The organism is Streptomyces sp. NPDC107765 (assembly GCF_055657085.1).
Window position 1 is genome coordinate 492,602 of record NZ_JBVKBL010000003.1, and the last position, 14,217, is coordinate 506,818.

General features: G+C 73.2%; 11 protein-coding genes and 1 pseudogene. 8 read left to right on the plus strand and 4 right to left on the minus strand.

Annotated elements, in window-relative coordinates; all coding sequences use genetic code 11:
* Positions 1–169 precede the first annotated feature (169 nt).
* From ACZ7MX_RS10860 to ACZ7MX_RS10870, 3 genes are read left to right on the plus strand one after another with little or no spacing between them, the layout of a single operon-like run.
* Complete coding sequence (locus ACZ7MX_RS10860) at positions 170–2,371, plus strand: SpoIIE family protein phosphatase (RefSeq protein ID WP_472131378.1); 2,202 nt, start codon at positions 170–172, stop codon at positions 2,369–2,371.
* Positions 2,364–4,760: a molybdopterin oxidoreductase family protein gene (locus tag ACZ7MX_RS10865; RefSeq protein WP_472131220.1), complete on the plus strand. Its 2,397-nt coding sequence runs from the start codon at positions 2,364–2,366 to the stop codon at positions 4,758–4,760. Before ACZ7MX_RS10860 ends, ACZ7MX_RS10865 begins: the two co-directional genes overlap by 8 nt.
* Positions 4,757–5,254: a hypothetical protein gene (locus tag ACZ7MX_RS10870; protein WP_472131221.1), complete on the plus strand. Its 498-nt coding sequence runs from the start codon at positions 4,757–4,759 to the stop codon at positions 5,252–5,254. Before ACZ7MX_RS10865 ends, ACZ7MX_RS10870 begins: the two co-directional genes overlap by 4 nt.
* A gap of 87 nt (positions 5,255–5,341) precedes the next feature.
* Here ACZ7MX_RS10870 and ACZ7MX_RS10875 read toward each other — a convergent pair whose 3' ends face one another.
* Positions 5,342–5,779, minus strand: coding sequence for a nuclear transport factor 2 family protein (locus ACZ7MX_RS10875; RefSeq protein WP_472131222.1), 438 nt, complete (start codon positions 5,777–5,779; stop codon positions 5,342–5,344).
* Between the two features lie 61 nt (positions 5,780–5,840).
* Entirely contained in the window at positions 5,841–6,761 is a 921-nt protein-coding gene (locus tag ACZ7MX_RS10880; RefSeq protein ID WP_472131223.1) for a zinc-binding dehydrogenase, read from the minus strand.
* A 152-nt stretch (positions 6,762–6,913) separates the two neighbouring features.
* Here ACZ7MX_RS10880 and ACZ7MX_RS10885 point away from each other — a divergent pair, with 152 nt between their 5' ends.
* On the plus strand, positions 6,914–7,912 hold the full coding sequence (locus tag ACZ7MX_RS10885) for a LysR family transcriptional regulator (RefSeq protein WP_472131224.1): 999 nt from the start codon (positions 6,914–6,916) through the stop codon (positions 7,910–7,912).
* A gap of 196 nt (positions 7,913–8,108) precedes the next feature.
* Here the strand turns inward: ACZ7MX_RS10885 and ACZ7MX_RS10890 are convergent, their stop codons facing one another.
* Complete coding sequence (locus ACZ7MX_RS10890; RefSeq protein WP_472131225.1) at positions 8,109–8,855, minus strand: TetR/AcrR family transcriptional regulator C-terminal domain-containing protein; 747 nt, start codon at positions 8,853–8,855, stop codon at positions 8,109–8,111.
* A gap of 112 nt (positions 8,856–8,967) precedes the next feature.
* Here ACZ7MX_RS10890 and ACZ7MX_RS10895 point away from each other — a divergent pair, with 112 nt between their 5' ends.
* Complete coding sequence (locus tag ACZ7MX_RS10895) at positions 8,968–10,116, plus strand: alpha/beta fold hydrolase (RefSeq protein WP_472131226.1); 1,149 nt, start codon at positions 8,968–8,970, stop codon at positions 10,114–10,116.
* On the opposite strand, the gene ACZ7MX_RS10900 is transcribed toward ACZ7MX_RS10895, so the two are convergent.
* On the minus strand, positions 10,038–10,886 hold the full coding sequence (locus ACZ7MX_RS10900; protein ID WP_472131227.1) for a helix-turn-helix transcriptional regulator: 849 nt from the start codon (positions 10,884–10,886) through the stop codon (positions 10,038–10,040). The genes ACZ7MX_RS10895 and ACZ7MX_RS10900 overlap by 79 nt on opposite strands.
* A gap of 149 nt (positions 10,887–11,035) precedes the next feature.
* Between ACZ7MX_RS10900 and ACZ7MX_RS10905 the strand changes: the two genes are divergently transcribed.
* From ACZ7MX_RS10905 to ACZ7MX_RS10915, 3 genes and pseudogenes are all read left to right on the plus strand, one after another.
* On the plus strand, positions 11,036–11,797 hold the full coding sequence (locus tag ACZ7MX_RS10905) for an SDR family oxidoreductase (protein ID WP_472131228.1): 762 nt from the start codon (positions 11,036–11,038) through the stop codon (positions 11,795–11,797).
* Between the two features lie 272 nt (positions 11,798–12,069).
* Positions 12,070–12,882 carry a glycoside hydrolase family 16 protein gene (locus ACZ7MX_RS10910; protein WP_472131229.1) on the plus strand — a complete coding sequence of 271 codons (813 nt, stop codon included), beginning with the start codon at positions 12,070–12,072 and terminating at the stop codon, positions 12,880–12,882.
* A 78-nt stretch (positions 12,883–12,960) separates the two neighbouring features.
* A pseudogene (locus tag ACZ7MX_RS10915) lies at positions 12,961–14,168 on the plus strand (4-hydroxybenzoate 3-monooxygenase).
* The last annotated feature ends 49 nt before the right edge of the window (positions 14,169–14,217 follow it).

The window sequence follows — 14,217 nt, forward strand, 5'->3', positions numbered from 1 at the left end:
CACCGCGGAGCGGCGACGGCAGCACGCCCGGCCGGGCGCAGACGCACCCCCGATCGCGGGCGTATCGTCCCGATATGGTCCATGCGCGGTGCGGCAGACGCGGCAACCGGCCGGGGAGGCTGACGCGGTGACGGACATCTTCGGGCCCGCTGCCGCCGGGGGCTCCGACATGCTGCTGGACGCTCCCCTGGTCCAGGCCGTCCAGGAATCGGGGGCCTCCGCCGGCCTGGTGTTCCTGCTGCCCCCGGGCGACAGCCGGCTGCACCTGACCGTCATGACGGGCATCTCCCAGCGGATCGTCGCCCCCTGGGAACGGATGCGGCTGGCCGGATCGGTCCCGGTGACGGACGCGGTCCGCGAGCGGCGCCTGGTCTGGGTCGCCGGCCACGAGGAGATGGCCCGCCGGTACCCCCGCGCCGCCCTCGCCCTGCCGTACGCCTTCGCGCTGGCCACCGCGCCGATCACCGCCGACGGGACCGACTGGGGCGGCCTGGCGCTGCTCTGGCCCGGCTCGCACCCGCCGGAACTCTCCCCGCGCGAGCACGACAGCCTCCGCGCCTGCTGCCACCACCTGGGACTGCTGCTGCAGCACGCCGCCGACACCGGCCACCCGGTCCTCCCGGGCCCGGAGCCGCGGATCATCCCGGCGCTGCGGACCCGCGCGCCCGGTGCGGCCGAGGCGCTGGCCGCCTTCGACTTCGCCGAGCGGCTGCCCGAGGGCGCCTGCGCGCTGGACCTCGACGGCCGGATCACCTTCGTCACCGCCACCGCCGCGGAGCTCGTCGGCGCCACCGTCGGCGAGCTGCGCGGCGCGCTGCCGTGGGAGGCGCTGCCCTGGCTCCACGACCCGGTCTTCGAGGACCACTACCGGGCCGCGGTCATCAGCCGGCAACCGGTGTCCTTCACCGCGCTGCGCCCGCCGGACCGCTGGCTGTCCTTCCGCCTCCACCCGGACGCCGGCGGCCTCAGCGTCCTGATCGCCCCGGCACCCACGGACCGGCCGACGGACCGGACCACGGACGGGCCCGCGGACCTGTCCACCGCCGCGGACCGCCCCGCGGACGGCGCCGGCCGGAGCCGGCCGGCCGGGCCCGCCGGGCCGAGCCGGACGGATGTGCTCTACCACCTGCTGCACCTGGCCGCCGCGCTGACCGAAGCGGTCGGCGTGCAGGACGTGACCGAACGGGTCGCCAACCAGATCATGCCCGCCTTCGGCGTGCACGCCCTCGCCCTGACGACCGCCGCCGAGGGACGGCTGCGCATCGTCGGCCACCGCGGCTTCACCGCCGACGTCCTGGACCGCTTCGAGGGCCTGACGCTGACCGCCGACACCCCGGTCGTCCGCGTGCTGAGCAGCGGCGTCCCCAGCTTCTTCGCCACGTTGGAGGACCTCGGACGGGCCTACCCCGAGGCCGGCCTGCAGGACGACATGGCCGCCTGGGCCTTCCTGCCCCTGATCGCCTCCGGCGCACCCGTCGGCTCCCTCGTCCTCGCCTGTGACCGGCCGTTCCCCTGGTCCCCGCAGGAGCGCGCCATGCTGACCTCCCTCGCCGGGCTGGTCGCCCAGGCCCTGGACCGCGCCCTGCTCTACGACACCAAACACCGGCTCGCCCGCAGTCTGCAGGCCGGACTGCTGCCCACCCGCCTGCCCCGGATCCCCGGCCTGGACGTGGCCGCCCGCTACCTCCCGGCCGGCCGGGTCACCGACATCGGCGGCGACTTCTACGACCTCATCCGCCTCGGGGACCGCGCCGCCGCCGCGGCCATCGGCGACGTCCAGGGACACAACGTCAACGCCGCCGCCCTCATGGGCCAGGTCCGCACCGCCGTCCACGCCACCGCCGGCGCGCCCCCCGGCGAGGTCCTCGCCCGCACCAACCGGCTGCTCACCGACCTGGACGCCGGACTGCTGACCAGCTGCCTCTACGTCCACCTCGACCTCGCCGAGCACCGCGCCCGGATGGCCAGCGCCGGCCATCCGCCCCCGCTGCTGCGCCACCCGGACGGGTACACCGAGGTCCTCACCCTGCCGCCCGGCCTGCTGCTCGGCATCGACCCCGACACCGACTACCCGACGACCGAGATCACCCTCCGGCCCGGCAGCGTGCTCGCCCTCTACACGGACGGCCTCGTCGAAACGCCCGGCGGTGACATCGAGGAGGAGATCGCCGGCCTCGCCGGCCACCTCGCCCGCTCCGGGCCCCCGCCCATGGAGACCCTCGCCGACGACCTCCTCCGCCGCACCGGCCTCACCTCACCGCGGGGCGACGACATCGCGCTCCTCCTCATCGGCGCACAGGCCGACGACGGTGGCGGCACCGCCTCCGGCACCGGACGTGACACACCTGGAAGGGACTGCTCCGATGGCTGACCGGACCACCGATGTGTGGGGGGCACGCACCCCGTTCGGCGCGGGCGACCGGTGGCCGCCCCGCGGGGACCGGTACCTGACCGTGCCGGACGACGAGGTCGAGCGCTGGGTGCCGTCCGCCTGCGTGCTGTGCTCGAACGGCTGCGGGCTGGACATCGCGGTCGCCGGCGGACGCATGGTCGGCGTACGCGGCCGGGAGGACGACCGGGTCAACCACGGCCGGCTGGGACCGAAGGGCCTCTACGGCTGGCAGGCCAACCACTCCGGCGACCGGCTCACCCGGCCGCTGGTCCGCACCGACGGCGTCCTCCGGCCGGCGGACTGGGAGACCGCGATGCGTGCGGTGACCGACCGGTCGAAGGCGGTGCTCGCCGAGCACGGGCCGCTGGCCATGGCCTTCTACACCAGCGGCCAGCTGTTCGCCGAGGAGTACTACGCCCAGGCGCTGATCGCCCGCGCCGGCATCGGCACCCCGCACCTGGACGGCAACACCCGGCTGTGCACCGCCACGGCGGAATGGGCGCTGATCGAGAGCTTCGGCAGCGACGGCGTCCCCGGCTCGTACACCGACATCGACGTCTGCGACACCCTGCTGCTGGTCGGCCACAACGTCGCGGAGACCCAGACCGTGCTGTGGTCGCGGATGCTGGACCGGCTGCACGGCCCGGACCGCCCCCGGCTGGTCGTGATCGACCCGCGCTCGACGCCCACCGCGCGCGAGGCCGACGTCCACCTGGCCCTCCGGCCGGGCACCAACGTCGCCCTGCTCAACGCCCTGCTCCACGAGCTGATCGAGAACGACCGGATCGACCGGGCCTTCCTCGACGCGCACACCGTCGGCTTCCCGGACCTGGCGGAGGTGACCGCGCAGTACCCCGCGGAGAAGGCGGCGGACATCTGCGGCGTACCGGCCGACGACATCCGCGCGGCCGCCCGGATCATCGGCACCGGAGCGCGGCTGGTCTCCACCGTGCTGCAGGGCGTCTACCAGTCCCACCAGGCCACCGCCGCGGCCGTCCAGGTCAACAACATCAACCTGGTCCGCGGCATGATCGGCCGCCCCGGCTGCACCGTCTTCCAGATGAACGGCCAGCCCACCGCCGAGAACACCCGCGAGACCGGCGCCGACGGCACCCTGCCGGCGTACCTCAACTGGCAGAACGACGCGCACGTACAGCGGCTCGCCGACGCCTGGAACGTCGACGCCCTGCAGATCCCGCACTGGTCACCGCCCACCCACGCCATGGAGATCTTCTGGCACTGCGAGAACGGCTCGATCAGGTTCCTGTGGGTCACCGGCACCAACCCGGCCGTCTCCCTCCCCGAACTCCACCGCATCCGCGCCATCTACGGCTCCGACCGGCTGTTCCTCGTGGTCTCCGACGCCTTCCCCACCGAGACCACCGCCCTGGCCGACGTCGTCCTGCCGGCCGCGATGTGGGGCGAGAAGACCGGCTGCTTCACCAACGCCGACCGGACCGTGCACCTGTCCGAGCGGGCCGTCGACCCGCCCGGGGAGGCCCGCAGCGACTTCGACGTCCTGCTGGACTACGCCCGGCGCATGGACCTCACCGACCGGGACGGCCGCCCCCTGCCCCCGTGGAGCCGCCCCGAGGAGGCCTGGCACGACTTCACCGCCCTCACCCAGGGCCGCCCCTGCGACCAGTCGGCCCTCACCTACGACGCGTTGCGCCGCGCCGGCGGCATGCAGTGGCCCTGCACCGACCGGGCGCCCGACGGCACCGAACGCCTCTACACCGACCACCTCTTCCCCACCGCGGCCGACCGCTGCGAGGACTACGGCCACGACCTGACCACCGGCGCCCAGAAGGACGCCGACACCTACCGGGCCCACGACCCCGACGGCCGGGCCGTACTCAAGGCGGCGCACTACCTGCCGCCGCACGAACCGGTCGACGAGCGCTACCCCCTGCAACTCACCACCGGCCGCACCGTCCACCACTGGCACACCCGCACCAAGACGGCGCGCAGCCCGCAACTCCAGGACGCCGCGCCCGAGATGTGGGTCGAACTGCACCCCGAGGACGCCGCACACGCCGGCATCGCCGAGGGCGACCTGGTACGCGTCGCCTCCCGCCGCGGCGACCTCGTCGCCCCCGCCCTGCTGCGCGGACCCCGGCCCGGCGTGGTGTTCGCCCCGTTCCACTACGGCTACTTCGACCAGGCCGACCCCGACCGCCACAACCGGGCCGCCAACGAACTCACCCGCACCGAATGGGACCCGGTCTCCAAACAGCCGGTCTACAAGGTCACCGCCGTCCGCATCGTCAAGGTCGCCGATGCGGCGGCCGGCGGCCGGCCCGTCGTCATCAGCGAGCCCGGCCTCAGCGCCGTGGCCCCGCCGCAGCCCCCGAAGGAGCGGCCATGAGCAAGACCGGCCTCCTGCTGAAGGAACTCCACGCCTCCGAAACCGAGTTGGCGGCCGCCTACCACGCCGTGGCCGAGCGCCACGCCGCCGACCACGGCACCTCCTCCCCGTGCCACACCCTCGCCGCCCAGTGCGACGCACACGCCGAGCAGATCCGCGGCTGGGGCGGGCGTTACGGGGCATCCCTCCACCCGCCGGTCCACTCCGACCTGCTGACCGCGGCCAGGGACGCGCTGCGCCACGACGCTTCCGAACTCCTCGGCCGCCGCCCCGGGTCCGGCCTCCTCCTGCTCCGCGACCTGCGCCGGCTGTACGTCAAGGCCGAGGCCGCCTACATCAACTGGATCATGCTCGGCCAGGCCGCCCGGGCCCTCCGCGACCAGGACCTGCTGACCGCCCTCGGCCCGCTCCAGCAGCAGACCCGCACCCAGGCCACCTGGATCACCACCCGCATCAAGGAAGCCGCGCCGCAGATCCTGGTGGCCACCGACTGAGCGAAGCGGCGCGGCGCCCACCTGCCCGGGGCCGCCGCGGCGGACGTCAACCTGTCCGCCCGGCGTTCCTCCGGCCGGTGGCCCGGCTCACGCGCCGCCGGTGGAGCGGGAGTTGGCGTGGTCCGGGAAGAGGGTGCGGGCCACATGGTGGGTGTCGGCGTACTCGATGACCGAGGTGATCCGGCCGTCGCGGACGGTGTAGATCCCGAGGCAGCGGTTGTCGTACCGGTCGCCGTGCACGGTCGTGGCCTTCGCGGTCCATTCGGCGACCACCCGGTCGCCCTCGGCTACGGTGCTGACCAGCGCGATGTCCATGGTGCCGGGGACGAAGGCGGGCCCCATGCCGCCGAGGAAGTCATTGACGATCGCGTCGCGGCCCTGCCACACCCGGGAGACCGGCAGATCGCCCGGGTAGTCCCAGGTGGCGTCCTCGGCGAAGCTGTCGCGGATGACGTCCGCGTCGCCGTCGCGCACGGCCTCGACGTAGCGGATGACGACGGACCGGGGGTCGGTGAGGGTGCTCATGAGCGTGCTCCTTCGTTCGGGTTGCGTTCGCGGGCCGGGGTCTTCCGGCCCGGGGGAGGGTTCAGGACAGGGTGAGGACGGCCTTGCCGCGGATGCGGCGGTCGCGCAGGTCGGTGAGGACGGCCGCGGTGCCGGCCCAGTCCGCGACGCGGCCGATCTCCGGGTGCAGCCGGCCCTCGGCGGTCAGCCGGACCAGCGCCGCCAGGTCGTCGTCGAGGCGGGTGTCCGCGTCGAGGTAGTGGAAGTGCCGGAGCACGGCCGATTCGGGACCGCGGAAGAAGTCGAAGAAGTCGAGCGTGGCAGGGGTGCGGCTGGCCTGGCCGAACCAGATGAGCGTGCCGCGCCGGGCCAGCCGCGCCAGGGCGAGCGGGAGGGCCCGGCCGCCGGTCGACTCCAGCACCAGGTCGAACGGCCCGCTCGCGTCGGCGACCTCGTGGACGATCTCCGCGGCGCCGAGTCCGGCCAGCCGGGCGCCGCGTTCGGCGTCCCTCGTCACGGCGGTGACCTCTGCCCCCGCCGCGGCCGCGAGCTCGGTCACGTAGTGGCCCACACCGCCGGACGCACCGGTCAGCAGTACCCGCCGGCCCACCACGGGCCCGGCCGCGCGCAGCAGCCGCAACGCGGTGAGCCCGGCCAGCGGCAGCGCCGCGCCCTGGAGCACCGGGACCCCGTCCGGCAGGACCGCGAGCGCATCGGTCGGCACCGCCACGTACTCGGCCCAGCCGCCCGCCATGGGGTGGCCGACGACCCGGGTGATCCCGGACGGTCCGCTTCCGTCGGCGGCCGGCTGCACCACCAGCCCCGCGACGTCCTTCCCGGGGCGCTCGCCGGGGACCGGCCGCTCCAGCTTGAACGTCTCGCCCCGGTTGACCGAGAACGCCTCCACCTTGACCAGCGCCTCATGGGGGCGCGGGGCCGGCTCGGGAACGTCGGCGAGCACGACCGGTTCGGCGGGATCCCCGGTCGGTATCAGGGCTTTCATCGTGGTCGGTCCTCCTCGGTGGCCTCCGGGGGCCGTCCCCGGTGCGGCGCCCGGTGGGGCGTCGGGGACCATCTGACCGGGCGGCGGGACGGCCCGGCCAACAACCGGACCACCCGGCCGACAACGCGCGGTTGTCGCATAAGGTCAGCGGCATGGATCTCGACCTCGCCCTGGTCCGTGCGTTCACCACGACCGCCGGGACGCTGCACTTCGGGCGGGCCGCCGAGGAGCTGAGGACCAGTCAGCAGGCACTGTCCAAGCGCATCGCCCGGCTGGAGGAGCTGCTGGCCGTGCGGCTCTTCGTGCGCAAAGGGGGCATCCGGCTGACCGAGGCGGGCGAGCGGTTCCTGCCGGCCGCGCACGAGGCGCTGGCGGCGGGCGAGCGCGCGATCGCGGCGGTGAGCGGGTCCGGCCCGGCCGTACGCATCGACACCTGGGGCCATCTCTACGCGCCGATGCGCACCGTCGCCCAGGCCGTGCAGGGGCTCGGTCCGGTGCGGCTGGAGCCCGGCCCCGGACGCGACTGGCCCTCGGTCGCGCAGGCCCTGCTGCACGGCGGCACCGACCTGGGCTTCGGCCGGGTCCACCCGCTGCCCGGCGGCCGCGACGCGGGGCTCACCCAGCGGCTGGTGCGGCTCGAACCGGTCGACGCGGTGGTCGGCCCCGACCATCCGCTGGCCGGCGCGGACGCGCTGCGCCCGGCCGACCTGCGCGCGTGCACGCTGTGGTGCCCGGCCGAACTGACCCGGCTGGACTTCCTCCGCCGCTTCGCCGACGCCTTCGGCATCACCCGGCGGCAGGACGGTCCCAACCTCGGGCTGGACCACCTCGTCCAGCACCTCCGCGGCGACACCGCGTGCTTCACCCTCTTCCCCGCCGACGCCCCGCTCCCCGACCACGCGGGCCTGCGCGCGATCCCGCTCGTCGAGCCGGTCCCGCTGTACGCCTGGTCGCTGGCCTGGCGCGAGTCCGCCCGCCACCCGCTGCTCGACACCCTGCTCCGCGGCTTCACCGAAACCGGCCGCTCCCACCGCTGGCTGGACTACACCCCCCGGCGCGACTGGCTCCCCGACACCGACCACGCGAAACTCACCGTGGACCAGGAAGGCCGGGGAGCAGGGGGCGTCGTGGCCAGGGGGAGACACCGCTAGGGCCTGTCGTCACATTCCCGTCTGCCCCGCGACGCCTGGCACGCACTCTCGCCGCACCGGGCGAAAAGCCCAAGTACTCCAGTACGAGGACTTCCACCCGGCACTCCCCCAGCCTTCGGCCGGGGGGACCCCCGGAGCACGCACCAGACGCCGCGCTGCCGCCCTCCGGGCAACGACGGGAATTTGACGACAGGCCCTAGCCGGCGCGCGGGCCCTCGCGGTCGATCAGGGTCTGCACCCCGTCGAGGATGCGGTCCAGGCCGAAGACGAGCGGGTCCTCGGCGGTGGGGGCGAAGGCACCGGCGGCGACGGCCTTGGTCAGGGCGGGGAAGCGGTCGGCGTGCCGGTCGAGGAGCTCGCCGGTGAGGCGGTTCCACTCCTGGTCCTGCTCCGCGTCGAAGTCCACCAGCTGCTGGGCGAGGTTGCGGATCAGCCCGACGACGAGCAGGAAGACCTGGTGCCGCTGCGCCGCGGTCAGACCGGTCGGCTCCAGGGCCGCCAACGCGGCGTCCAGCCAGCCCAGTTGACGGGGCCCCATGGCCTGGCGGCGCATCGCGGTGGCGGCGAGCAGCCAGGGGTGCGCCTGGTGGACGGCCCAGGACCGGCGGGCCCACTCGGTCAGCTGCGGCCGCCAGCCGTCTCCCGCCGCCGAGAGGTCGGGCCGCTCCGCGAGCACGGCCTCGATCATCAGCTCGACCAGCTCGGCCTTGCCGGGGACGTAGCGGTACAGCGCCATCGCCGAGACGTCGAACGCGCCGGCGACCTTGTTCATGGAGACGGCTTCCAGGCCCTCGGCATCGGCCAGCGCCACGGCGGCCTCCGCTATGCGGTGCGGGGTGAGGCTGGGCTTGGGCCCCCGGGTGGGCCGGTCCTGCTCGCCCCACAGCAGCGCGAGGCTCGCGCGCACGTCCCGCGCCTCCTTGGCCTTGGTGGTCCTGGCCACGGCGGTCCTCCTTCTCCTCGCGGTCGACGGAAGCCGGTTGACGTCCGCTCCAACTGTATATACCGTAAAGCTCACTGCTGATGGCATAAATAGTTTAGGGGGGACACCCATCATGCTGGGAACCGTTCTTGGGGCTTCTGCTGCCGCCGTTGTTGCCGCGCCGACGGCGGGGCTGCTGGGATACCGCCAGGTCAAGCGCGCCGCTCTGACCCGGCGGCTGCGCATCACCGCACCCGGGGGGATCGACGAGGCCGGCTTCGTCCGGATCGGCGGCATCGACCAGTACGTCTCCGTCCGCGGCGAGGACCGCCGCAACCCGGTCGTCCTGGAGCTGCACGGCGGCCCCGGGGCGTCCAACCTGATCCACGCCCCGCGCACCCGTGCCTGGGAGAAGCACTTCACGATCGTGCGGTGGGACATGCGCGGCGCCGGCAAGACCTTCGGCCGCGGCGGCCCGGCCGGGCAGGGCGAGATGAGCCTGGCGCGGCTGCACAGCGACGCCCTGGAGCTGACCGAGCACCTCCGTGCCCGGCTCGGCGTCGACAAGGTCCTGCTGGTCGCCAACTCCTTCGGCACGTTCGTCGGGCTCCGCCTGGCCCGCAGCCACCCGGAGCTGTTCTCCGGCTACGTCGGCACCGACCAGAACATCGTCGCGGGCGGCCGCGACCTAGCCTCGTACGACGCCCTGTGCGAGCGCCTCCGGGAATCCGGCAAGCGCAAGGAGCTGGCCGCCGTCACCGCCATGGGGGCGGACGCTTCCGCCTGGAGCGCCGAAGAGTGGTCGCAGTACGCCAAGTTGGTCGTCACGACCGACCCGCTGACCTACGACACCATGAAGACCGTGGTGGTCCGCTCGCTCTGGTTCTCCCCGCTGCACAGCCTCCGCGAGCTGCGCACCTACCTCAGGGGCATGAGCTTCTCCGAGCAGCTCGGGCCCCAGGCCATGGGCATCGACGAATGGGCCGAGGGGACCGCGTTCCGTCTCCCGTTCTTCCTCTTCCAGGGCGACCGCGATGTGCTCACCCCGCCCGAGCCCGCCCGGCGGTTCTTCGACGACGTCACCGCGCCGGTCAAGGAATTCGCGCTCCTACGCGACGCCAGCCACTTCGCGTCGTTCCGCCACCCCGACCAGTTCCTGGACCTGATGCTCACCAAGGTGCGGCCCGTGGTCACCGGCCGGCCTCAGACCGCCGGGGTCGCCGCCCAGCTGGCCAGCAGCCGCAGCCGTTCCTCGGTCTGCGAACCGGGCTCCGGCGTGTAGACCACCAGCATCTGGTCCGGCTCCCCGGACACGGTCAAGGTCTCGTACGGCATGGTGAGTTCACCCACCACGGGATGCCTCATGCGCTTCGCCCCGGCGGTCTTCTCCTTGACCAGGTGGTCCGCCCACAGCCGACGGAAGTCCTCGCTGCCGAGCGACAACTCGCCCACCAGCGTGGCCAGTTGACGGTCGTGCGGATGGCTGCCCGCGTCCAGGCGCAGATAGGCCACCGTCTCCGCGGCCACCGCCGGCCAGTCGGGGTACACCTCGCGGGCCTGCGGATGGAGGAACACCTGCCGCGGCATATTGCGTTCCCCGGGCGGCATCTGCGAGAAGCCGACGACGGCGTCGCCCAGCGCGTTCCAGGCGAGCACGTCCATGCGCCGGCCGAGGATGAACGCGGGGACCTTGTCGATGCTGTCCAGGAGGAGGCGCAGCCCCGGGCGGACCTTCTGGGGCGCGCAGACGGCGGCGGCCCTACGGCGGGCGGCGGGCCTGGCCACCGTGCGCAGGTACTCCTGCTCGGTGTCGTCGAGGCGCAGCACGCGCCCGACGGCGTCGAGCACGGCATCCGAGACGGAAGGGCCGCGGCCCTGTTCCAGACGGATGTAGTAGTCGACGCTGACGCCCGCGAGCTGGGCGACCTCCTCACGCCGCAGGCCCGGCACCCGCCGCCTGCCATGACCGGGCAGGCCGACCTCCTCGGGCTGGATACGGGCGCGCCGCGAGCGCAGGAAGTCACCGAGTTCCCGGTCCGGGGATATGTCCATGCCGTGATCCTAGGCGCCGCAGCAGCCCCGTTCCTGGTACTGCCAGACCCAGGAAAACGGCAACCCTGGGTAAGGCCGGCGGACCGGAGCAAGGTGAGGTCATCGCCGGGGGACGCCCGGCGGCACACCCCCTCTCACCAGGAGTTCCCATGTCGTACGACACCCTCACCGGCCGTACCGCCGTCGTCACCGGAGCCGCCAGCGGGATGGGCGAGGCCACCGCCCTGCTGCTCGCCTCGCACGGCGTACGGGTGGCGCTGTTCGCCCGCCGGGCCGAGCGGCTGACGGAGCTGGCCTCGAAGATCGAGGCAGCGGGCGGGCAGGCCCTCGCGGTCGTCACCGACGTCACCGACCCGGCGTCCGTGGAGGCGGCGACGGAACGGGTGCACGCCGCGTACGGCCAGGTCGACCTGGTGGTCAACGCGGCGGGCGTGATGCTGCCCAACCCGGTCACCGACGGCCGCTCCGACGAATGGCAGCGCATGCTCGACACCAACGTCGCCGGCGCGCTCCGCGTCATCCGCGCCTTCACACCCGACCTGATCGCGGTGGCGGAGTCCGGCCGGACCGCGGACCTGGTCAACATCTCCTCGATCGGCGCGCACATCCCCTTCCCGAATTACGCGGTGTACGGCGCGACGAAGGCCGCGCTGACCTACCTCTCGCAGTCCCTGCGCACGGAGCTGGGCCCGCGCGACGTCCGCGTCACCAACATCGAGCCGGGCCTCACCGACACCGAGCTGGGCGGCCACATCGACAACCCGGAGCTGTCCGGTCAGCTGGACGGGATGTTCGACGCCCTGACCGGGCTGTCCGCGGACGACATCGCGGACCTGATCGCCTACACGACCAGCCGCGCCCGCCACGTCAACCTGCGCCAGGCCATCGTGCTGCCGACCCGCCAGGCGTGAGCCGGGGGAAGCGGGAGGAGGAGGGGAAAGGGGCAGGGGCCCGGTGTGTGAGACCTCGCACATCGGGCCGGTGAATCTGGTGGATTCCCGCTCTTTCCGTGTATGCCTGGTATTCGCCTTCGCCCGGTTGAGGCGAAGTGACCGGGATTATTCGGTAGTGCGCCGAAAGCACAGCGCAATCACCGGCATTCCATCTCCGCATTTCTTTGTCGAATTTCCGTACACCTGGGGGATTGCTCGAGAGGGGCAACACAATCGTGCATCGTCTGAAGGTGACCGCGACCGCACTTGCCGTCGGGGCGCTCGTTTCCGCCCCGGCGATCGCCGAGGCCGCCGCGACGTCCTCGGCCCAGCCGTCCACCACCGCCCGCCCCTCGGCTGCCGTCGCACCCCGGCCCGCATCGGCCGGGCCGGCCGGAATCCCCGGCAGCTGGACCACGAAATTCGCCGATGAATTCAACGGGACGACGCTGTCCCGCAGCTGGACGCCCGGCTGGTTCGGCACCGGGGTCACCAAGCCGGTCAACGGCAAGGAACAGGCCTGCTACGACTCCCGCAATGTCACGCTGCCCGGTGACGGCGCCCTGCATCTGACGGCCAAGGCAGGCCGTTCGACCTGCGGCGGACAGACCAAGCCGAACACCGGGGCGCTGGTCAGCAGCAACGGCCGGTTCTCCTACACCTACGGCACGGTGGAGTGGCGCGCGTACCTCCCCTCCGGCGGGACGCAGATAGCCAACTGGCCCGCCCTGTGGTCCAACGGCCAGAACTGGCCGACGGACGGTGAGAACGACACGATGGAGGGCCTCGGCGGAAAGGCCTGCTTCCACTTCCATTCCCCCTCGGGCGGCCCCGGCAACTGCGTACCCGGCAACCTCAGCGGGTGGCACACCTTCGCCTCCGACTGGGAGCCCGGCAGCGTCACTTACTACTACGACGGTGTGAAGGTCGGCCGGATCGCGACGGGCATCACCAGGTCCCCGCAATACCTGGTCATGGACCACACGGTGTCGTCGTCGATCGGCGGGCCGACCGTTCTGCCCAAGGACATGAAGGTCGATTACGTACGGGTCTGGCAGCACTGAGGCCCGCCGGGAGGGGCGTCCCGGCCAACCGCCATACTGCGTGCGATCTTTCTCCCCGCCCGAAGGGAATCGCACGACGTGAACCCGCCTGCCTCCGCCTCCTTCACCCGCACCTCGGTCGCCGTCGTCGGCGCCGGGCCCGCCGGGCTCACCCTCGCGAATCTGCTCCGCGCGGCCGGCGTCGACTGCGTGGTACTGGAGGCGGAGAGCAGGGAGTTCATCGAACAACGGCCGCGCGCCGGCTTCATCGAGGAGTGGGCGGTACGCGCCCTGGCCCGGCACGGGCTGGCCGACCGGCTGCTCGAAACGGCCGAGACGCAGGCGCAGTTCGAGTTCCGTTCCGACGGGCAGCGGCACACCTTCCGGACGGCCGAACTCTCCGGCCGCCGGCACTTCGTCTACCCCCAGCCGTTGCTGGTCACCGACCTGGCCGCGGCATACGTCGACCGGGCGGGCGGTGATGCCCGCTTCGGTGTGCGCGACGTCCGGCTGCACGACATCGACGGCGACCGGCCCGCCGTGTCGTACACCGATCCGCGGACCGGCGCGCGGCACCACATCTCCTGCGACATCATCGCCGGTTGCGACGGCGCGCGGGGGTGACGCGGGCGGCGATACCCGCCGGACGGACCGTCCTGACCCGCTACGACCACGGCGTCGCCTGGCTCGCCCTGCTCGCCGAGGCCCCGCCCTCCGCCGACGGTGTGGTCTTCGGCATCCACGAGCGCGGACTCGGCGCCCATATGGCCCGCAGCCCCCAGATCACCCGCTACTACCTCCAGGTCCCGCCCGGTGAGGACGCGGACGACTGGCCGCACGCCCGCGTCTGGGACGAACTGCACACCCGGCTCGCCGCCGCCGGGGCCCCGCCCCTGACCGAAGGGCCCCTGCGGGAGAAGGTCGTCCTGGACATGCACAACTACGTCGTGGAACCCATGGCGTACGGCCGGCTCTACCTGGCGGGCGACGCCGCACATCTGGTCGCGCCGATCGCCGCCAAGGGCATGAACCTCGCGCTCAACGACGCCCTGCTGCTCGCCGAGGCGCTGATCGCGCACCACAACGGCGACGACACCGGCCTGGCCGGTTACTCGGACGCCTGCCTGCGGCGGGTCTGGCAGTACCTGGAGTTCTCGCAGTGGCTCTCCGAGGTGCTGCACGGCGCCTCGTCCGGCGACCGGTTCCGGGCCGGCACGGCCTCCGCCCGGCTGCGGCGGCTGCTGGGTTCCCGTTCGGCGGCCGAGGCGTTCGCCGGTCTGTACCTCGGCGAGGAGGCCGATCTGTGAGGGGCCGATCCGTGCGGAGGGGATCTGTGCGGAGGGGATCTGCGGGTCG